A 20,565-nucleotide genomic window follows, 5' to 3' on the forward strand; every position below is an offset into this window, starting at 1 on the left:
CAATATTCACTCATCCTATACAACCTATAACTAATTACTTTTCGACAAAATCTGTAAAAATATGTATAGGAATTGCAAAATTTCCGAGGAAATGATAGAAAAAGGAAAAAACTGAGCACTTTTGGCTCAGTTTTTAGTCTAATTGTTTCTTTTTATATACGATTAAACATACAATAAGCGAAATGATAAGCCAAACTGCAATATTTAATACATGCCCACCAATACTACTAAATCCTGCCCCACCTACTAAGCTGTTAATTGCTTTTACAATATGAGATGTTGGAAGATATTCAATCATCGTCTTAATTGTTTTATTTTCAACTAGTGACTCAAATTGTACAGCTAAATACATCGTCATTAAAATAGGCATTCCAATTAATGATGTTTGTGGTACAGAAGATGCAAGTAATCCGATCATTGTTCCAAGCACGATAAATAAAATAGTTCCACATAGGAATATCAATCCTACCAATGGAAGATTGATATTTAACTGATCTAAAATGAATAAATTTGCAATACAAATGACCATCGTCAGACCCGCTGTTAATAAACTCTTTCCAAGAAGAACTTCAACAGATGATGCTGGTGATAACATTAACACACGTAGTGTATGTTTTTCTTTTTCTTCTGCGATTACCATAGATTGAACAAAGCCTGCGACAAATAGGAAGGCCGTTATAGTAGTAGTGCCTAACATTTCCTTTCCCGCTCCAAATCTGCTAAATAAAAATGAAAATATAATTGGTAAAAATGCCATTAACAACACTTGTGAATTCGTCTTAAAATCTTGTACTTCTTTTCTAAAAATAGCTGATACACGTCTCATTGAAAATGTCATTATAATCCCCTCCCAGTAACTTCAATAAAGATATCACCTAAAGTTGGTTCGTGTGAATGAATGGATAGTAATTCTCCTTTGTTCATCCATTCTGAAATACGTTTTGCACCTAATTCGTCTTTTTTCACTGTTTCTTTTTGTTTATCTTTTAACACAACTTGTATTTGATCTTTCGCGTATTTTAATCGCAAGTTTTCTGGTGTATCAAGCGCTACAATTTCTCCGCCGCATAGAAAGGCAATACGGTTACAAAGCGTTTCTGCTTCATCCATGTTGTGCGTCGTTAAGAAAATCGTTGTTCCTTCTTTATTTAAGTCTTTTAAGATTTTATGAATGTTTTGTACGTTTACTGGATCAAGTGCAGATGTTGGTTCATCTAAGAAGAGGATATCTGGTTTGTGAAGGATCGCTCTCGCTAGTGTGACACGCTGCTTCATTCCTTTTGACAATTTTTTTACTTGTGTTTTTTTATCATCCAATAAGTTCACTTGTGCTAGTATTTCATCGATTCGTTCTTTTTTACAATCGTATAAGTCACAAAATAATAGTAAGTTATCATAAATGCTAAGTCTTTCGTATAAGCCGCTATTGTCTGTTAAAATACCGATTCGTTTGTAATCGATGCTGCTTGGTCCTGTAATGTCTTTCCCCAACACTCGTACCGTTCCAATGCTATGAAGCAATTGAGATGTTAATATTTTTACGGTTGTCGTTTTTCCAGATCCACTCGGTCCGAGGAATCCAAAGATTTCTCCTTGCTTTACCTCAATATTTACATTTCGAAGGGCCGTTTTTCCATCGAAACTTTTCATTACATCTTTCATTTCAATTGCCAATGTCATTTCGTCATCCCCTTTGTTTTTCTTTTTATAGATGAAAGCCGCTTTAGCGCTTTTCGTTTGTTTGTTTCGCTTTTCTTGACTCAATCATATGAAAAACAAAGGGTAGGCGCAGTAAAATACCGGTAAAAGGAGTATTTTTACCGGTGAATGAATCCTATTTTAAGCTTATCGGAGCATTTTCATAGCCCAATTACACCTTTTAATTCATCCATTCGTCCTTTTGAAAGCGGGATTGAACTTTTTCTTTCGTCATCCAAAATTAAACTAAAACTATTACGTGTCCACGTAATGACTTCTCGTACTCTTTGTAAATTAACGAGGTACGAGCGATGACATCTGAAGAACCCGAATCCTGTTAATCTCGTTTCTAATTCACTTAATGTTAATGCACATACGAAATCCCCTTCACGCACATGAATATGTGTCACTCCACTTTGCGTTTCAATGAAATGGATCTCCATCGGATCCAGTAAAATGATTTTATCATTCACTTTCGCTGGTATTCTTTCCAGTTTCATTTGCGGAATCATTTGAACTACTTTTTCTTCATCGACTTCTTCAACTTCCTCTTGCTCTATTTCTATCTTTTTCACACCATCGTTGTTTAATATGTACACATCTTCTGTCAGCGAAAGGGCATCTGATAAAAAGGAGGACGTAATAAAGATTGCCTTTCCTTGCTCTTTCATTTTCATAATCGCTTTTCGAATAATGATCGTACTCTCTGTATCGACATTTTGCTCTGGCTCTTCTAAAATAACTAAATCCGGATTATGAATCATAACTCGCCCAAGATGAAGACGGCGTTTCTCTGAAAATGATAGTTTTTCTATTTTAACGTTCAACTTATCTAGGAGACCGACATATTGTACTACTTCTTCCATACTCATGTTAGATTCATAAAGCCCTAATATAAACTTGAAGTACTCCCTAACTTTCAAACGATCGTATGCTTCATCTTTCAAAAAACAAAAGCCGATGCGGGAATAATTCTTCTTTCCAATCGCTGTGCCTTCAAATAGTACATTGCCAGTTGAAGCTTCTTCTTCACCGATAATGATGCGGTGCAACACTTTAGCTGTATGATTATTGCATTGCAAAACAACACATTGTCCTTTTTCAACCTCCAGTTCAATTGCCGGTAACTGGTTCGTCTTCCCTACCTGTTTCAACTCCAGTAGCGCCATTCTGTCTCCCCCAAATGTTTTTCCCTAATTATACCAAATGATTAATGGAAGATTATGATATTTTAAACAAAAAAGAAATAGGTATCAGGAAACCCCTGACACCTACTTCTTCACCATCAATTTTCCTTCATAATCATTCATCGTCTTTATTTCAATGCCTTTATAGTAATGAGCGACTATCTCTGTATATTTCTTACCTTCCGCTGCCATACCATTCGCACCGTACTGGCTCATACCGACGCCGTGACCGAATCCTTTCGTTGTAACGGTGATGTTATCCCCTTCTTGTTTCCACGTAAAGTCTGAGGAGCGTAAATCTAACTTTTCACGAACTTGTTTTCCTGTTAATATTTTCCCTTGGAACTCTACATCCTTTACTCGCTTTCCTTCCGTCAGGTCTTTAATATTACCAACCTTTCCGTTTGCTAGTACTTTCACACCGAGACGTTTTTGAAAATCCGCTACTGTGAATTTTTGCTCACTCGTAAATTTTGGAGAGGCTTGATCCCACGGACTATCTACACTCTTTAAGTACGGATAATCATTCCCCCAATAATCAGCTGCATTTTCTGTTCGTCCGTTACTCGTTGAGAAGAAGGATGCTGAAATTGGTTTTCCATCATACGTTAAAACTTGTCCTGCGGTTTTCGAAACGGCTTCCTCAATTTTCTTTAAATTATTTTCGTAGTTATTACCCCATTGTTTCTTCAATTCCTCTTTGCTTTTGTACACTTGATCTTTCACCGTATCTGTCACGTCCGCATTGTTTTTCTTACCTCCGCTTAGCATGCGCTGCACTACAAATGTTCTTGCTGCTAATGCCTGCGCCTTTAGCGCCTCTATTTCAAAGCTGGCATTCATCTCAGAAGCTACTACACCGGCCACATACTCCTCCATAGGTAATGTCTCTACCTTCTTCTGCTGATCACGATATACAGCAACTTGAACCGCTGTATCCACTTTCCCTGGAGCTGGTATACTTTCTATCGCTGGAGGAGTTTTAGAAGCTGCTTCTTCCCCTACTTTTGCTTTCGCAAACGGAATAACAAGAGCAGCAGGTACAATGATAACGAGCGCTATTAAGAGCGCTACTGTAATGAAAAGTGGCTTTGAAAATTTCATCCTATTCCCCCAATATAAAGTTGGATTCCTTTCATTCTTATGGAAATACGGGATCTTTTAGAACATACTTGGGGGTATCGGTATAAAGTGAAACTATAATCAGTGGGGTTTTACTGACCGCAAATAGTGGAATAAAACAAAAATTTTCTAAATATTTTCACTGAGACGTGCATAAGTATGGAATTTATTGACTATAACAGTAATAACCCAAAAAAAATAGCCCCTATGTCAAAAGACATAGAGACTACTTCAATTAAGCGTGAAGATCAGAAACTTCTTGTTCTTTCACTTCTTCTACTTTTTCGTTTACACGTTCAATAGTTGCACCTAATGCAGCTAATTTCTTATGGAAGTCTACATAACCGCGGTCAAGATGTTTTAACTCTGTTACACGAGTATAACCTTCTGATACTAAACCAGCTAAGATTAATGCTGCTGCAGCACGTAAATCAGTTGCGCCAACTTCAGCTCCTTGCAAGCTACTTGGACCGTTCATAATTACAGAACGACCTTCGATTTTAATATCAGCATTCATACGACGGAATTCTTCAACGTGCATAAAGCGGTTTTCGAATACCGTTTCTGTAATCATACTTGTTCCATCAGCATGTAGTAATAATGCCATCATTTGTGATTGCATGTCTGTTGGGAAACCTGGATGAGGCATAGTTTTAATATCAACCGCTTTTAACTTATCTGGGCCGATAACACGTACACCTTCATTTTCCTCAATAATTTTAACACCCATTTCTTCCATTTTCGCTGTAATTGAGCGTAAATGTTCAGGCACAGCATTTTCAATTAAGATGTCTCCACCTGTAATTGCCGCTGCAACCATGAATGTTCCTGCTTCAATACGGTCAGGAATAATAGGGTGGTTTGCACCATATAATTTTTCAACGCCTTCAATACGAATCGTTCCAGTTCCAGCTCCGCGTACTTTCGCTCCCATTGCATTTAAGAAGTTAGCTAAGTCAACGATTTCTGGCTCTTTCGCTGCGTTTTCAAGGACTGTTGTCCCTTTTGCTAATGTAGCTGCAGACATAATGTTTTCTGTCGCGCCTACGCTTGGGAAGTCTAAATAAATTTTAGCTCCTTTTAGTTCGCCCTCTACGTGTGCCTCAACAAATCCGTTACCAACTTTTACTTTCGCTCCCATTGCTTCGAAGCCTTTTAAATGTTGGTCAATTGGACGTGAACCAATTGCACATCCACCAGGAAGTGCAATACGAGCACGACCGTTACGTGCTAATAATGGTCCCATTACTTGAACAGATGCACGCATCTTACGTACATACTCAAATGGTGCTTCAATGTTTAATTCTTTAGAAGAATCGATTGTTACTTGGTTATTTTCAAATACGACTTCAGCATTTAAATGACGTAATACCTCGTTAATTGTGTATACATCAGATAATACTGGTACTTCAGATAGTACATTCTTTCCGTCACTCGCTAATAGGGCTGCAGCGATTATAGGTAATACAGCATTTTTTGCGCCCTCAACACGCACTGTGCCGCTTAACCGCTTTCCGCCACGGACGATGATCTTTTCCAAATTATTCCCCTCCGTGTCCTTTTTTCAGTATCTATTCACTCAATACTCAGAAGTTATGATCGGTGTGCCAACCACAATTGTATCTTTGTTGTTTGTAGAACGTATTGCTATTTGCACATTTATTTTCTCTCTATTTGTTGAAAGAGCGTCATTCCACTTTTTATTATATGCGGAGACTGATACAAATGCTCTTTCTTCTATCTGTTCGATCGCTCTTGCTGAAAGATCTTTCAAAACCTGATTGGTTTTATTTTGCAAAACACCTTCAATCTTATCATTCAGTACACCTTGAACACAAGTGTAAATTATAGGTTTTTCACTAAAAATTTTATCCATGTTCTGAACGTACTTCGGGTCCCATTTCGCCCCGCTCACTTCAAAAATAATAAAAGTGTTTTCTTTAGTATTTTCCTTACTCCAAGTTACTACTATTCGTTCTTCATGTGAAGAAGATTTTTTATAGGATGTAGCTTTATATCCATCTGGAGATTGTTCTAATTCCCAACTTTCGATGTTTGCCTCTTCTTTCACATCGTTTAACAATTTTTGAAACGTATGTATATTAGAAATTGTTTTCGTTTCTCGTGCTAACCATGACCACCGCTCTACTTTTGCATCGTTCTTCTCTAAAGCTGCAATCATGCTCTCCATTTTCTGTTCATCGCTTATAGGTTTCATCTCTTTATATCCAACCAAAAATAAAACAACACTTACGATAACAATAAGAATGGCTTTAAACTTCAATTTCATCCCCTCCTATCCCCATTGTTAACGGAGATATGAGGTTCTATACACTTACTTTACTAAATACGTTAAACTCTTTGAATAGCCTAAATAATCAAGGAAAAAGTTACTTACAGATGTCCCAATTGCAATTGTAATTAGGATAAGTAATACCCTCGTCTGCATCACTTTTCCAGACTTCATTAAGCGCTCAATGTGAATACCTTGTAAGGCCCACCACGTAATGGTAATAAACAATAAATGCGAAACAATGGCAATCAGTGCTTGTTGCCCTAAAAGATGTGCCAAAAAATCGACCCCTTTTTTTGCTTGGCTACTACTTACGCAAAATGTAAAAAACGATACCATAAATAAGTAGGAGCCACACTTTTTCAAACGAAAATAAGCATCTTACATCGTGATTTTCTCTCGGAAAACATATGCCTATAGACGTTTTCATTTGCTGTTACTCCAAAATAAAAAGCGTAGAGTACGGACTCTACACCTTTTATTTCCACTATTGTACCACGTTCCCCAAGAAGAAGAAATCCTTCATTAATGGAAAATGTTCATAAAAGAAATTGTAACCAATCATCGGCATAATCCCTAGTATTACAATTGAAATTGCGCAAAGACTCATGACAATCTTTATATTTAACGGTAATCGGAGCTTTTCTTCTGTCTCTCCCTTGCGGAAAAACATTTGCTGTAATATTTGGAAATAATATATGAATGAAATAACCGTCGTCCCCATCATAATAGAAGCTAATACGTAATGAGCAGGTTCAACATGAAGTGCCCCTAAAAAAATGTTAATTTTCCCGATGAAACCTGCTGTCCCCGGTATTCCAGCTAACGATAAAATAAAGACCGTCATCACTATAGCTGTAAAGGGGGCTCGCTTATATAACCCTGTAAAAATCGTCATGTTTTCCTTATCATTTTGTAAGATTAATCCGTGGATGATTGCAAATGCTCCTATATTCATAAGCATATATGCAAGCATATAAAACCACATACTATCCATCGTAAACTGTGATAGCGCTACAAGAGGGACTAGCAAATACCCAGCATGCGCGATACCTGAATAGGCAAATAGACGTTTTACGTTGTATTGCTTTAATGCTACTACGTTCCCAACAATCATCGTAATACTAGCTAGTACCGCAATGTATATACTCATACGCCCGTACAAAGATTGTGCGTCTCCTTGGATTGCCACACCTGCAAACACCATAAGAAACAAACGCGTAATGAGTAGAAAACCAGCAATTTTAGAAATCGTTCCGAGAAAAGCAGTGACAGGTGTAGCGGCTCCCTCATACACATCTGGTGCCCACATATGAAATGGCACTGTTGCAATTTTGAATGAGAGTCCAACGAGCAAAAGTAGAAATGCGAGAGCTAACAATAACTGAATGCCCCCAGCCAATCCTTGCGTAAATACCTTTTGCATTTCCACTATGTTGGTCGACCCTGTAATACCGTATAAATAACTCATTCCAAAGAGTGTAATTGCTGTTCCAATTCCTCCGTTAATGACATATTTCATTGCAGCCTCATTCGATGCGCGGTTTCTTTTTCGGATTCCTACTAAAATATAGGAAGAAAGCGAAAGCAACTCTAAACCAACGAACAATGTGATGAAATCAACGCTAGACGCCATGAACATCGCTCCAAGAAGCGCCATTAAAAACAAATAATAGTATTCTCCTTTATCTTGAATAGGCTCCTTCTTGTCATCGCTTATTGCCATACATAAAATGAGAGCTGCTCCGCCTAATAACAACGTTTTAAATCCTTTTGAAAATCCATCTAGTACAAACGATCCATTTAAAATATCTCCTGCCGGTTCGCTGTATAGCGAAATTAATGACACGATTGCTAACAGGGCAGCGGCAATTGCACTAATCGCTACGTACCTATGGTTCAGCTTAAAAAATAAATCACATATGGAAAGAAGGATGGCAGCCCCTAGAATAATGAATTCTGGTACCATGAGATGCCATGATAAGCTAAGTAACGTGTTCATATCCATCCTACTTCACCCCCAATGTTTTCAATGTAGTTTGAAGTGGATCCCCTAGTAGTTCTGGCATTACCCCAATTGCAATAATACAAACGATAAGCACTATAACAGGAACGTACTCCCATCCGTGTATATCAAATTTCGCTTCCCATTCTTTCTTACCAAATATCACTTGAAGTGTCGCTCTTAATACGTATACAGCGGTTAAAATAATTCCAATTACACCGACGGCGGCGATAACAGGTTTCCCTTGGAATAAACCGAGAAAGGCAAGGAATTCGCTAATAAATCCGGACATCCCTGGCATTCCAAGCGATGCCATACCGCCCGCTAGGAAGAAACCGCTAAGCACCGGAACACTTTTGGCAAGTCCACCAAGTGCTGTAATATCCGAAGTCCCGAAACGCTCTTCAATAATGCCAAGCAAGAAGAAGAGTAAGGCCGCAATTAAACCGTGAGACACAACTTGGAACAATGCCCCTTGTATACCTGGTGCATTTAACGCCGCCAGCCCCATTAATACAATGCCCATATGCGAAATACTAGAGTAAGCAAGTACCTTTCTAAAGTCCGTTTGGATGAGTGCTAGAAAGGCCCCATACAATAAATTAATTACCCCTAAAACCGCAATTAGCGTTGCAAAATCACGAAAATATTCTGGGAATAATCCTTTCCCGAAGCGAACAATACCGTACGCGCCAATCTTCAGCAAAACCCCCGCGTGAAGCATAACTACAGCAGGATGCGCTTCTATGTGTACATTGACCATCCAGCGATGCAAAGGGAAAACAGGGAGTTTAATCGCAAAAGCAATCATTATGGCAAGAAACAAGCCGAACTGTACGCTACTTGAGACGGCCATTCCTCCCCCAGCACCTACACTCGTTAATATTTCTTTAAGCTCCGCAATATTTGTTGTACCTGTTTTCGCAAATAAAACCGAGAAAACGATAAGTAAAATAGCTGATCCAATACCGTTATATATTAAATAACTATATGCAGCCTTTTCACTCGACAATTTCCCCCACTTGCCAATTAATAAAAACATTGGTGGCAACGTAATCTCAAAGAACATGAAGAACAACATTAAATTTTGAGCAGCGAAGACACCGAGCATACCTATTTCTAGCATGAGTAACAGCATGTAGAATGCTTTCAAATTTCTTTTAATAGAAAATGCCGCAATAGCTGCAAGCATCGCTAGAAGGGCTGTGAGCACCATCATTACAAGCGATAAACCATCAATGCCGAGCTCGTAATAAATTGAAAACCACCTTTTGTCCACTGCTGTGAAATCCCCAAATTGAATCCATTTCACCTTTTCATCAAATATCGATAAGCTCTTTCCTGAAGCGTATGTACAAGCAAGGACGATAGCAATTCCAAATGGAAGCGCCGTTCCGAATAAACCAAGCGCCTGCACTGTACGCGATTCTCGTTTCGGCGTTAATAAAAGCAAGAGAATTCCTAAAAGCGGGGAAAAAATGAAGAACGTTAATAGCAATCCATTCACCGTAAATCCCCTCCCGTATATAACAAAATAATTAGGAGCACTGCGAGCGAAACTGCTGTTACAGTTCCATACACTTGTACATTCCCGTTTTGAAGCCGCGATCCTAGTCCACTCATACCTTTAACGAGTCCAGCAATTAAAACTGCGATTCCTTCTACAACGTATACTTCAAATAAGCGAAGCACATGAGCGATTCCTTTCGTAATAGGAAGTACTGCCGCATTGTATAGTTCATCCACATAATATTTTTCTTTCAAAAGGTTATAAAAAGACGTCCCTTCTCCGCCGGCCCAATCTCTAGAGATAGATTTCTTGCCATATATGAAATATGCGAGGGCAATTCCCGCAAATGAAACGAGCGTCGCAACAACCATAATCCAAACAGGTCCATGCACTTCCTTCACCTGGAATCCTATATCTTTCGTAAGCCAATCCCCAAGAAACATTCCGAACCACGGTGTATTTATATAACCTGCCACTACCGCAAGGACACCAAGGACAATCATCGGATACGTCATGGTGCGAGGCGATTCATGCACCTCTTCCTTCGTCTTCGTTTCCCCCGTAAAGACAAGAAAATATAGACGGAACATATAAAATGCTGTTAGAAATGCCGCAATTACTGCTAAAACGAATAGAAAGTAATTGCCATTCATCCAAGCCGCCGCTAAAATTTCATCTTTACTAAAAAATCCAGAAAGAAGGGGAACACCACTAATTGCAAGTGTGCCTATTAAAAATAGTGCACCGGTTACTTTCATCTTTTTCTGTAAACCGCCCATTTTATTAATGTTTTGCGTATGGACTGCATGAATTACACTTCCTGCTGCCAGGAACAATAATGCTTTAAAAAAGGCGTGTGTCGTTAAGTGAAAGATACCAGCTACATAACCAGCCGAGCCTAGCGCAAGCATCATATACCCGAGCTGACTAACTGTAGAGTAAGCAAGAACCCTCTTAATATCAGTTTGCACTAGACCGATAGAGGCCGCAAAGATTGCGGTGAAAGCCCCAACGATTGCCACAGTTTGCATCGCTACCGCACTTGCTGAAAATAGCGGGAACATCGTCGCTACTAAATATACGCCGGCTGCAACCATCGTTGCCGCGTGAATAAGCGCCGAAACAGGCGTCGGTCCTTCCATTGCATCTGGCAACCATGTATGAAGCGGGAACTGACCCGATTTCCCCATCGCACCGATAAAAATTAATATCGCCGTTATTGTAATCATAGAAGGAGAGAGGTCGCCCGTATGAATCGCTTTAAAAATCGCGTCATATTCAAAACTACCTGCGTGCCAAAAAATTAATATCATCCCAATAAATAGCCCAACATCCCCAATGCGTGTCATAATAAAAGCCTTTTTCGCAGCAGCCTTCGCTTCTTCTTTAAAGAAATAAAAACCGATAAGTAAAAACGAACCAAGGCCGACTAACTCCCAAAATATATAAAGCTGTAATAAATTCGTCGATATAACTAGCCCAAGCATCGCAAAGGTAAAGAGCCCTAAATATGCATAAAAGGTTGGTAATCTGGTGTCACCTTTCATATAACCTTTTGAGTACACATGTACAAGAAAACTCACAAGTGTAACGATAAACAACATTAAAGCCCCTAATGCGGTAACTTCAAAACCAAATGATATATCTATATCTCCTACCCTAAGCCATACCCACTTATGCTTCACTGCCTCGGATGAAAATCGTTCTATTAGTACCACTACCGCGGATATAAAGGAGAGAAAGGTAAAGAAAATACCTAGTACACTACTTCCCTCTCTAATTTTCTTCCCGAACACAATAAGTAACAAAAACGAAACAAGCGGGAAAAGCGGTATGAGCCATGCATAATCGATCATTGTTTCCTTCCCCCTTTTCGGTCACAATGCTATCCTTTGAGCGTATCCATCTCATCTACATGAACTGTCGGGCGATTACGGTACAAAGCAATCAAAATTGCAAGACCTACCGCTGCCTCCGCTGCCGCTACAGACATCGTAAACAGCGAAAAAATTTGTCCTGTTAAATTCGGAAACAAGCCTAATTTACTAAACGCTACTAGATTTAAATTGGCGGCGTTTAACATCAATTCGATACAAACTAGTACAATTACTGTATTTCGCTTTGTTAAAGCTCCAAATAAGCCGATGCAAAACAAAATAATCGCAAGTGTTAAATACGCAGAAGCCGGAACGCTACTCATGGGAATCCTCCTCTCCCTCATCCTTCTTCGCAAGGATAATCGCTCCTACAAGTGCTACAAGTAAAATAACTGAGGTTAATTCGAATGGAATAATATATTTTGAATAGAGAAGTGTACCGATTTGAAGTGTGTTATTTTCATGGAGAGGTAAACTTCCTTGTGTGCTTTGATTTGAAAAATCGATACTATTAACAGCGAAATACATAACTGCTCCAAATGCTACAACCGCAAAGAAGATAATCCATTTTCGAAGAGTAAGGCGCGATTCATTTTCCGCGTTATGTTTCGTTAACATAATGCCAAAAATCATAATAATAGTGATTGCACCAGAGTAAAGTAAAATTTGTGCCACTCCGATAAATTCGGCTGATAAGAGAAAGTACAAACCCGCAATGCTAAGGAACGTAAGCACAAGGGCCAGCATCATATGCATTACTTTCGTTAAATTCAGCATAAGAACGCCGCCGATAATCGCAGACAAGGATAATATAAAGAAAGCTACAAACTCGCCGTTCATGCTTTATTCTCCTTCCTGATGTTCTCGTCGTTCTCGTCAAGCCACTGCAAATTTTTAAATAAATCATCACGTGAATACTCTGCAAGTTCAAAGTTATTTGTCATTACAATCGCCTCTGTCGGGCAAACTTCTGTACATAAATCGCAAAGAATACAAATTTCAAAATTAATATCATACGTGTCGATAATTTTCCCTTTTTTCGTAGGATCAGGATGTTTTTTTCCTGTTAATTGAATGCAATCTGTCGGACAAATGTTGGAACACTGATTACAAACAATACATTTCTCTGGATAAAACTTTTGAATACCTCGAAATCGGTCTGGTAATGGCAACGGTTGATTTGGATAATCATACGTCACCTTTTTCTTACTCAAATTACTAAGCGTATATTTTAACCCTTTAAATAGTCCTTTCATCTCTTACTGGCACCCCCTTTATAGATTAGAAGAATAGCTCCTTAATCAATGCCGTTAAGAAAATATTTGCAAGTGCGATTGGTAATAATACTTTCCAACCAAACTCCATTAACTGGTCACCTCTTATGCGCGGGAACGTAACGCGGAACCAAATCAATAGAAAGACCACACTGCTGAATTTCAAAGCAAACCATACGGCTCCTGGAATAAACCCAAGGAACATAACTGGATTCCAGCCTCCTAAAAAGAGTACTGTAATTAAAGATGACATCCCGAAGAAATACACATACTCTGAAAGCATGAAAAACGCCCATCGAAAACCTGAGTATTCCGTATGGTATCCTGAAACAAGTTCTGACTCCGCTTCGGGTAAATCAAACGGTGTCCTATTTAACTCTGCAACTGCCGCGATTAAGAAAATGACGAAACCGATTGGCTGTGCGAAAATGTACCATACCTTTTCCTGCGCCGCTACAATTTCATTCAAGTTAAGACTACCAGCTAACAAAACGACGCCAATTACACTCATCACAAGTGGAATCTCATAAGAAATCATTTGCGCTGCCGCACGCATCCCTCCTAAAAGGGAATATTTATTATTTGATGCCCATCCCCCAGTTACAACTCCGATCGTCGTAATCCCAGAAACAGCAATGTAATACAGTAATCCTACACCAATATCCGCGAACTGAAATTTATCAGTAAACGGGATAACCGCGAGCACCATAAATGCTGGTGCGAATGCAATAACAGGTGCTAATATAAACAACGGTTTATCAGCAGCTTTCGGAATGCTATCTTCTTTTAATAATAGTTTCAAAACATCAGCTACCGTTTGGAGTAAACCGAACCGGCCCCCAACTTGGTTTGGTCCAATCCGCCCTTGCATAAATCCCATCACTTTCCGTTCTGCCAAAATACCGTATGTAACGAAGCCAAGGACTGCAAATAATAGAAGCACCGCTAATCCGAAAAAAATGAAGAAATTCGTCCAGCTTGAAGGTGATTGTAAGAGCGTCTCAATCATTAGCCGTCAACCTCCCCAAGTACAATATCAACCCCACCTAAAATCGTAATTAAATTGGCGATGTTTTCACCTTTCAATAACTTCGGTAAGATTTGCAAATTATAAAAAGACGGTCTACGAAATTTCAAGCGGTACGGCTCTTTCTTTCCATCACTAGCAATATAACAGCCAATCTCTCCCCGCGGTGACTCTATACGGACGAACGCTTCTCCCTTAGGTGCTTTAATAATTTTCGGCACTTTCGCCAGCACAGCGCCGTCTTTCGGGAACTGCTCGGCTGCTTGCTCAATAATTTTCAATGACTCCTCAATTTCCTCCATCCGGCAAACGTAGCGATCCCAAGCATCTCCCGAGATCCCAACAGGAACATCAAAGTCAAAACGATCATAAATAGAATACGGCTCATCTTTGCGAAGATCAAAGCGGACTCCCGTGCACCGCAAATTTGCGCCGCTTAAAGAATACGAGATCGCCTCTTCCGCGCTATATACGCCAACGCCTTTCACACGATTTAAGAAAATTTCATTTCCGCTAACGAGGTCGTGGTAACCTGCCAATTGCTCTCTCATATACGGAACAAACTCTTTCACCTTTTCAATCCAGCCGTCTGGCGCATCCCACTTCACGCCGCCGACTCTCATATAGTTGAAAGTAAGCCTTGCACCGCACAATTCACTTAATAAATTTATAATCATCTCTCGTTCACGAAAGGCATATAAAAATGGACTAACCGCTCCTATATCAAGCAGGTTCGTTCCCCACCAGACGAGATGGCTCGCAACTCTCCCAAGCTCCATCGCAAGCACCCGTAAATATTCAGCACGCTCTGGAATCTCAAGATCCATCATCGTCTCTACAGCGTGGCAAAGGACGTAATTATTCGTCATTGCTGATAAATAGTCCATTCGATCTGTATACGGGATAATTTGTGTATATTGCAAGCTCTCAGCTATCTTTTCTGTTCCGCGATGCAAATATCCGATAACCGGTGTAGCCTCTTTAATAATTTCTCCGTCAATCTTAATCACAAGCCGAAACACACCATGTGTACTCGGATGCTGCGGCCCTACATTTAAGAGCATCTCTTCCGTACGGATCACAAGCTACACCTCCACATCATACGGTTCATAATCCTTCCTAAGCGGATACCCCACCCAATCATCCGGCATTAAAATGCGGGATAAATTAGGATGACCTTCAAATACAATACCGAGCAAATCATACGTTTCACGCTCCGGCCAATCTGCCCCTTTCCAAAGCGGCGTCACCGATTTTACTTGCGGCGCTTCCCTATCGAGCTTTACCTTCACTGCTACTGACTGTTTCTTTCCATATGAAAATAAATGAACGTATACTTCCATATGTGTCACAAAATCTGTCGCATGTAGCTCTGACATATAATCAAAAGCAAGCCCCTCATGGAATCGCATTAATTCCATCACTTCATAATATTTCGAAGGCTCCGCCACAAGCGTTGGAACATCTTTTGAAAGCTTATTAATATAGGAATCTACTAATGCATATTCTCCTATCCTCTCCTTAACAATCTCCACATAGCGATTTAAATATGGTTGGTTAACTGATGGTTCTTCCTGCTGCAGTTCGTCTTCTATCTTATTTACAGATCCCTTTGCCCTTGCCGCAGCAGCGGCTTTCGCTTTCGCGGCTGCAATTGCCTTTGCTTTCTCATCTCCAGAATCCCCCTCACCTTGTGAGGCTTTCTGCTTCACTAACGCTGCTGCTTTTGCTTTTGCAGCTGCTACAGCCTTTGCCTTCGCTTTAGCTTTTTCTTCGTCCGTTACTTCTTCTGATCCTTCTCGCTTTTGCTTCGCTAATACCGCTGCTTTTGCTTTTGCAGCTGCTGCGGCTTTCGCCTTCGCTTTGGCTTTTTCTTCGTCCGTTACTTCTTCTGATCCTTCTCGCTTTTGCTTCGCTAATACCGCTGCTTTTGCTTTTGCGGCTGCTGCGGCTTTCGCCTTTGCTTTAACTTTTTCCTCGTCCGTTACTTCTTCTGATCCTTCTCGCTTTTGTTTCGCTAATACCGCTGCTTTTGCTTTTGCGGCTGCTGCGGCCATTGCCTTCGCTTTGGCTTTTTCTTCGTCCGTTACTTCTTCTGATCCTTCTCGCTTTTGCTTCGCTAATGCCGCTGCTTTTGCTTTTGCAGCTGCTGCGGCTTTCGCCTTCGCTTTGGCTTTTTCTTCATCCGTTACTTCTTCTGATCCTTCTCGCTTTTGCTTCGCTAATGCCGCTGCTTTTGCTTTTGCAGCTGCTGCGGCTTTCGCCTTCGCTTTGGCTTTTTCTTCATCCGTTACTTCTTCTGATCCTTCTCGCTTTTGCTTCGCTAATACCGCTGCTTTTGCTTTTGCAGCTGCTGCGGCTTTCGCCTTTGCTTTGGCTTTTTCTTCGTCCGTTACTTCCTCTGATCCTTCTCGCTTTTGCTTCGCTAATACCGCTGCTTTTGCTTTTGCAGCTGCTGCGGCCTCCACCTTCGCTTCTTCTACATTAATCTCCTTATCTTTTGGTAGCGCTTTCTCTTTTTCTCGATGTTCTCCTTCAAGTTTAGACATTTCCGCCCCATGTTTCGCAGCAAGACGTTTTCGCGCTTCCTCTTTCGCATGACGGGCTGCTTCTCTTTTCATACTTTCTAAGTCTTTATTTGGATCACTCATTTATTCGTCACCTGCTTCCCGGTCCTCGCCTCGTAACGAATTTTTTCTTTTAATTTATTAATTCCATAAATTAAAGCAGCAGGATTTGGAGGGCATCCAGGAATATACACATCAACTGGTACAATTTGATCTACACCTTTCACAACAGCATACGAATTCACATACGGACCACCGGCCGTTGCACAAGATCCCATCGCAATTACCCACTTCGGTTCAGGCATTTGATCATATAGGCGCCGAACAATAGGTGCCATTTTCTTCGTTACCGTTCCTGACACAATCATGACGTCCGATTGTCTTGGTGAAGTCCGAAAAAATGACCCAAATCGATCTAAATCGTAATGTGATGAGCCTACTCCCATCATTTCAATCGCACAGCATGCCAGTCCAAATGTCATCGGCCATAAAGAGTTGCTCCGCGCCCATCCCTTCAACTGTTCCAATGTAGAAAAAAAGATATTCCTTTCTAATTCCGCTCGCTCCTGTGGGTGTAATTCCTCAAAATTTATAACCATTGTAACACCTTCTTTTTCCAAGCATACGCTAATCCAACTAGCAACATCACAACAAAAATGAGCATTTCAATCAGTGCAAATAAACCAAGCTTGTCATATGCAACAGCCCATGGGTATAAAAATAAAGTTTCTACATCAAAGATGACGAACAATAAAGCGAAAATGTAATAACGAGCATGAAACCGAATATTTGCATCATGAAAAGGCTCAATTCCACTCTCATACGTCGTCGCTTTCGCTGCACTCGGTTTGTTTGGACGCAGCATTTTCCCTAATGTAAGAGCCACTACCGGCAGCAATATACCTAATAGCAAGAAAATCAAAACGATCATATAACTATTTTCATATACACTTGCCATTGTGAAACCCTCCCCCCTGAATTAAGAACAAGTTCACATAGTAAACAATATGTCTTACTTGCATTATTTATTATTTTTAAATTTTTCTAAATAATGCAACTATTTAATTCATTATAGCAAACTTCAAATTCCTATGTCGATATATTGGGAACAGAAACAACAATTAATACTTGCTGAGCAAATCTATTTTTACAACTCATTATAAATGTGTAAAATAAATATAGAAATTCTATATGTTTTCAAGCAATCATAAAAAACATAAACTACAAAAAGGTGGTTCTTATGTATATACAGTGGGTGATATAAATGAAAAAACAAACACATGTAAGTATTCTTATAAGCATTTCATTATTGTATATAGCTATTCATTACGTATCAATGTCCGTTTTATATGAGTACGCACTCCCATTTCAAATATTAACTGGAATAAGTACCATATTAATTGATATTACAATTTGCAGTTATATATTTTATTTTTCAAATATAAAACAAGGGTTATCTCGTTCGTTTTGGATAACATTAACTATCGGATCCTTCTCTTATTTCATCGGCGATATAGTAGTTGCTTATCAACGCTTAATTCTGCATGACTACTATACATTCGTTGATCCATCAGACTTTTTTTACTTATTATTTTTAATTAGCTTTGCATTTGCCTTTCTATATGAAATTATTTATGGCCGAGATTTATTGGAACAGCTTTTTACGATATGTGATATTTGTATTATTGTTACTGCTCAATTTACTTTAAGCTACTATTTACTTATTGAAAGAACCATTCATATTTTTACAACATCATATATCGACATGTTTGTTCAACTCACGTATCCAATGGCTGATCTACTCTTTCTTTTAATAGGAATCAACCTTTTATTCAGACCATTATCCTTACTACCAAAGCAAGTTGGTGCTCTTCTTGGCAGTGCTTTAATTTTGTATGCTACTACGGATTCTATTTATGCTTATATAAAATACTTCCAGCCTGAGCACTCTATGTTCACAGTTGCTCCATTATATCAAGTAACCTTATTATTGGTAGCAATCGCTTGTATACTTCACACAAAAGAGCCCGAAAAACAAGAACAAATATTACTAACGCCTCAATTTGGTGAATCAATCCGATTATCATTACCGTATATTTCTGTCGTGATGCTTATTGTTTTTATATTGGTCGAAAATGTTTTTGCACCTATCGTAGTAATTGGACTTATGGTAACTTTCGCCTTCGTTCTCATACGCCATACGTTAGTTCGAAGACAAAATAAAATATTATTGCTAGCACAAATGCAATTCAGTTTAGAACTCGAGAAACAAATCGAACTACGTACAGAAGATTTAGTAGAACAAAAAAATGAGTTATATCATAACCAACAAATGTTTAAATCTTTATATGAGCATCATCCAGATCCAATTTTCACATTAGATTTGTACGGTAATTTTCTCAATGTGAACAACGCTGGAACTACTTTACTCGGTTATCAAACGAATGAATTATTAAACCAACCATACTATTCACTTATGTATGAACAAGATTTGGAAGAAATCATTAATGCCTTTCATCACGTGAAAAAAGGGAAATCTATTTCTTTAGAAATACGGGCATATCATAAAAATAGAGATATTTACTACTTACATGTTACAGCTGTTCCCATCTTTTTAAAGGAACATATTTCTGGGGCCTATTTAATGATTAAAGATATTACAGAAAGCAAGCAGCAACAAGAGCAAATTAATTTCCTAGCATATCACGATACTTTAACGGAACTTGCGAATCGCCGTTCATTTCATCAACACTTAGAAAAGGCAATTGCACGAGCAAAAATATCAAAAAGACCTTTTGCTGTTATGTTTCTCGATTTAGACCGTTTTAAAGTTATTAACGATACTCTCGGTCACCGGGTAGGAGATCTTCTTTTAATTGCTGTAGCAAAAAGACTAGAACGAATATCGACGTCAAATATGAAACTTGCTCGGTTAGCTGGGGATGAATTCACAATTCTTATAGAAGATTATAAAGAAGATAGAGATGTACAAAAAATAGCTGATATGATTGTACTATCTATGAATGAGCCATTCGAAATTGAAAATCAACATTTACAAATCTCGCCAAGTATCGGGATTGCAATATACCCAGAAGCAGGCGAAGATCCGTTATCTATTTTACAACATGCTGATATGGCCATGTACGAAACCAAAAATAAAGGAAAGAATGGTAGCTCACTTTATACGAAAGAGTTATATAAAAAAATGGAGCGAAAAGCTCGAATTGAAAAAGATTTACCACTTGCTTTAGTAAATAAAGAATTCTTTCTCGTCTATCAACCACAAGTTGACATTACAACGAATAAAATCATCGGTGCCGAAGCTTTAATCCGTTGGAAACATCCACTATTAGGTGACATTTCACCATGTGAGTTCATTCCAATTGTGGAAGAGACTCCGCAGGTCATCCCACTTGGGCATTGGGTGCTACGAGAGTCTTGTCGTCAACTAAAAATATGGCAAAGTTTTGGATACACAAACTTAAAAATGAGTGTCAATTTATCAGCGAAAGAATTTCAACAAAATCAATTAATCGAAAATATTTCACAAATACTAAAGGACGTTAAAATTGACCCGAAAGATGTAACACTTGAACTAACAGAACGAATTGCGATGATTGATGAAAAAGAAACATTATCGAGACTAAAGCAATTAAAAGAATATGGTATTCAAACGTCCATTGATGACTTCGGTACCGGCTACTCTTCTCTTGCTTATTTATCAATTTTCCCTATCGATACATTAAAAGTACCAAAAGAATTTACACAACTAGCCGATCATCGGCCTGAAGAAAGAGCCATCGTTTCCACTATCCTTTCCCTTGCAAATACTTTAAATCTCTCTGTCGTTGCTGAAGGAATTGAAACAGAAAAACAGCTTAAGTTTCTGCAAAAAAACAACTGTAAATACATGCAAGGTTACTATTTCAGTAAACCTCTAACAAGTAAACAGTTTATAAAATTCCTACAAAAAACACCCAGTATGAACCAATAGTTCACACTGGG

Annotated in this window: 19 protein-coding genes; 1 reads left to right on the forward strand and 18 read right to left on the reverse strand. The window is 39.0% G+C overall.

Annotated features, from left to right (window positions below; genetic code table 11):
• Positions 1–133: 133 nt before the first annotated feature.
• The 18 genes from NSQ69_RS26095 to nuoA form a co-directional block, all read right to left on the reverse strand.
• Entirely contained in the window at positions 134–838 is a 705-nt protein-coding gene (locus NSQ69_RS26095; protein WP_033731102.1) for an ABC transporter permease, read from the reverse strand.
• A complete protein-coding gene (locus tag NSQ69_RS26100; protein WP_002167336.1) occupies positions 838–1,680 on the reverse strand; it encodes an ABC transporter ATP-binding protein in 843 nt (280 codons plus the stop codon). The genes NSQ69_RS26095 and NSQ69_RS26100 overlap by 1 nt, the downstream gene beginning before the upstream one ends.
• A gap of 179 nt (positions 1,681–1,859) precedes the next feature.
• Positions 1,860–2,867 (reverse strand): LytTR family transcriptional regulator DNA-binding domain-containing protein, encoded by a 1,008-nt coding sequence (locus NSQ69_RS26105; RefSeq protein ID WP_341099829.1) that lies wholly within the window; start codon positions 2,865–2,867, stop codon positions 1,860–1,862.
• A gap of 102 nt (positions 2,868–2,969) precedes the next feature.
• Positions 2,970–3,989 carry a stage II sporulation protein D gene (spoIID, locus tag NSQ69_RS26110; protein WP_341099830.1) on the reverse strand — a complete coding sequence of 340 codons (1,020 nt, stop codon included), beginning with the start codon at positions 3,987–3,989 and terminating at the stop codon, positions 2,970–2,972.
• A 253-nt stretch (positions 3,990–4,242) separates the two neighbouring features.
• Positions 4,243–5,547, reverse strand: coding sequence for a UDP-N-acetylglucosamine 1-carboxyvinyltransferase (murA, locus tag NSQ69_RS26115; RefSeq protein WP_002068497.1), 1,305 nt, complete (start codon positions 5,545–5,547; stop codon positions 4,243–4,245).
• A 39-nt stretch (positions 5,548–5,586) separates the two neighbouring features.
• Positions 5,587–6,291 carry a YwmB family TATA-box binding protein gene (locus NSQ69_RS26120; protein WP_002139032.1) on the reverse strand — a complete coding sequence of 235 codons (705 nt, stop codon included), beginning with the start codon at positions 6,289–6,291 and terminating at the stop codon, positions 5,587–5,589.
• Positions 6,292–6,342: 51 nt separating this feature from the next.
• Positions 6,343–6,579 (reverse strand): DUF1146 family protein, encoded by a 237-nt coding sequence (locus NSQ69_RS26125; RefSeq protein ID WP_002016201.1) that lies wholly within the window; start codon positions 6,577–6,579, stop codon positions 6,343–6,345.
• Positions 6,580–6,787: 208 nt separating this feature from the next.
• Positions 6,788–8,302 (reverse strand): NADH-quinone oxidoreductase subunit NuoN, encoded by a 1,515-nt coding sequence (gene nuoN, locus NSQ69_RS26130; RefSeq protein ID WP_341099893.1) that lies wholly within the window; start codon positions 8,300–8,302, stop codon positions 6,788–6,790.
• A 7-nt stretch (positions 8,303–8,309) separates the two neighbouring features.
• The gene (locus NSQ69_RS26135) at positions 8,310–9,812 is read right to left on the reverse strand and encodes an NADH-quinone oxidoreductase subunit M (RefSeq protein ID WP_088293227.1); all 1,503 of its coding nucleotides are present in this window, start codon (positions 9,810–9,812) and stop codon (positions 8,310–8,312) included.
• Entirely contained in the window at positions 9,809–11,671 is a 1,863-nt protein-coding gene (nuoL, locus tag NSQ69_RS26140) for an NADH-quinone oxidoreductase subunit L (RefSeq protein ID WP_341059355.1), read from the reverse strand. Before nuoL ends, NSQ69_RS26135 begins: the two co-directional genes overlap by 4 nt.
• 29 nt (positions 11,672–11,700) lie before the next feature.
• Entirely contained in the window at positions 11,701–12,015 is a 315-nt protein-coding gene (gene nuoK, locus NSQ69_RS26145; RefSeq protein ID WP_000100081.1) for an NADH-quinone oxidoreductase subunit NuoK, read from the reverse strand.
• The gene (locus tag NSQ69_RS26150) at positions 12,008–12,532 is read right to left on the reverse strand and encodes an NADH-quinone oxidoreductase subunit J (protein WP_001012819.1); all 525 of its coding nucleotides are present in this window, start codon (positions 12,530–12,532) and stop codon (positions 12,008–12,010) included. Before NSQ69_RS26150 ends, nuoK begins: the two co-directional genes overlap by 8 nt.
• Positions 12,529–12,948 carry an NADH-quinone oxidoreductase subunit NuoI gene (nuoI, locus tag NSQ69_RS26155; RefSeq protein ID WP_002016193.1) on the reverse strand — a complete coding sequence of 140 codons (420 nt, stop codon included), beginning with the start codon at positions 12,946–12,948 and terminating at the stop codon, positions 12,529–12,531. The genes NSQ69_RS26150 and nuoI overlap by 4 nt, the downstream gene beginning before the upstream one ends.
• Before the next feature lie 25 nt (positions 12,949–12,973).
• Entirely contained in the window at positions 12,974–13,975 is a 1,002-nt protein-coding gene (gene nuoH / locus NSQ69_RS26160) for an NADH-quinone oxidoreductase subunit NuoH (protein WP_002068471.1), read from the reverse strand.
• Positions 13,975–15,075, reverse strand: a complete 1,101-nt coding sequence (nuoD, locus tag NSQ69_RS26165; RefSeq protein WP_262449959.1) for an NADH-quinone oxidoreductase subunit NuoD — start codon at positions 15,073–15,075, stop codon at positions 13,975–13,977. The genes nuoH and nuoD overlap by 1 nt, the downstream gene beginning before the upstream one ends.
• A 3-nt stretch (positions 15,076–15,078) precedes the next feature.
• A complete protein-coding gene (locus NSQ69_RS26170) occupies positions 15,079–16,644 on the reverse strand; it encodes an NADH-quinone oxidoreductase subunit C (protein WP_340897904.1) in 1,566 nt (521 codons plus the stop codon).
• Positions 16,641–17,159 (reverse strand): NADH-quinone oxidoreductase subunit NuoB, encoded by a 519-nt coding sequence (gene nuoB / locus NSQ69_RS26175; protein WP_002089729.1) that lies wholly within the window; start codon positions 17,157–17,159, stop codon positions 16,641–16,643. Before nuoB ends, NSQ69_RS26170 begins: the two co-directional genes overlap by 4 nt.
• Positions 17,150–17,518 (reverse strand): NADH-quinone oxidoreductase subunit NuoA, encoded by a 369-nt coding sequence (gene nuoA, locus NSQ69_RS26180; protein WP_000179270.1) that lies wholly within the window; start codon positions 17,516–17,518, stop codon positions 17,150–17,152. Before nuoA ends, nuoB begins: the two co-directional genes overlap by 10 nt.
• Positions 17,519–17,824: 306 nt before the next feature.
• Here nuoA and NSQ69_RS26185 point away from each other — a divergent pair, with 306 nt between their 5' ends.
• On the forward strand, positions 17,825–20,554 hold the full coding sequence (locus NSQ69_RS26185) for a putative bifunctional diguanylate cyclase/phosphodiesterase (RefSeq protein ID WP_341099833.1): 2,730 nt from the start codon (positions 17,825–17,827) through the stop codon (positions 20,552–20,554).
• The last annotated feature ends 11 nt before the right edge of the window (positions 20,555–20,565 follow it).

The organism is Bacillus sp. FSL R10-2201 (genome assembly GCF_038008665.1).
In the GTDB taxonomy this organism is placed as follows: domain Bacteria; phylum Bacillota; class Bacilli; order Bacillales; family Bacillaceae_G; genus Bacillus_A; species Bacillus_A mycoides.

Coding starts and splice junctions, on each gene's coding strand:
- nuoI (WP_002016193.1), bottom strand. CDS start 12,948: ATGAAAGGACTATTTAAAGGGTTAAAATATACGCTTAGTAATTTGAGT.
- nuoK (WP_000100081.1), bottom strand. CDS start 12,015: ATGAGTAGCGTTCCGGCTTCTGCGTATTTAACACTTGCGATTATTTTG.
- NSQ69_RS26170 (WP_340897904.1), bottom strand. CDS start 16,644: ATGAGTGATCCAAATAAAGACTTAGAAAGTATGAAAAGAGAAGCAGCC.
- NSQ69_RS26185 (WP_341099833.1), top strand. CDS start 17,825: ATGAAAAAACAAACACATGTAAGTATTCTTATAAGCATTTCATTATTG.
- nuoA (WP_000179270.1), bottom strand. CDS start 17,518: ATGGCAAGTGTATATGAAAATAGTTATATGATCGTTTTGATTTTCTTG.
- NSQ69_RS26150 (WP_001012819.1), bottom strand. CDS start 12,532: ATGAACGGCGAGTTTGTAGCTTTCTTTATATTATCCTTGTCTGCGATT.
- nuoH (WP_002068471.1), bottom strand. CDS start 13,975: ATGATTGAGACGCTCTTACAATCACCTTCAAGCTGGACGAATTTCTTC.
- NSQ69_RS26100 (WP_002167336.1), bottom strand. CDS start 1,680: ATGACATTGGCAATTGAAATGAAAGATGTAATGAAAAGTTTCGATGGA.
- nuoN (WP_341099893.1), bottom strand. CDS start 8,302: ATGAACACGTTACTTAGCTTATCATGGCATCTCATGGTACCAGAATTC.
- NSQ69_RS26105 (WP_341099829.1), bottom strand. CDS start 2,867: ATGGCGCTACTGGAGTTGAAACAGGTAGGGAAGACGAACCAGTTACCG.
- NSQ69_RS26095 (WP_033731102.1), bottom strand. CDS start 838: ATGACATTTTCAATGAGACGTGTATCAGCTATTTTTAGAAAAGAAGTA.
- nuoL (WP_341059355.1), bottom strand. CDS start 11,671: ATGATCGATTATGCATGGCTCATACCGCTTTTCCCGCTTGTTTCGTTT.
- nuoB (WP_002089729.1), bottom strand. CDS start 17,159: ATGGTTATAAATTTTGAGGAATTACACCCACAGGAGCGAGCGGAATTA.
- spoIID (WP_341099830.1), bottom strand. CDS start 3,989: ATGAAATTTTCAAAGCCACTTTTCATTACAGTAGCGCTCTTAATAGCG.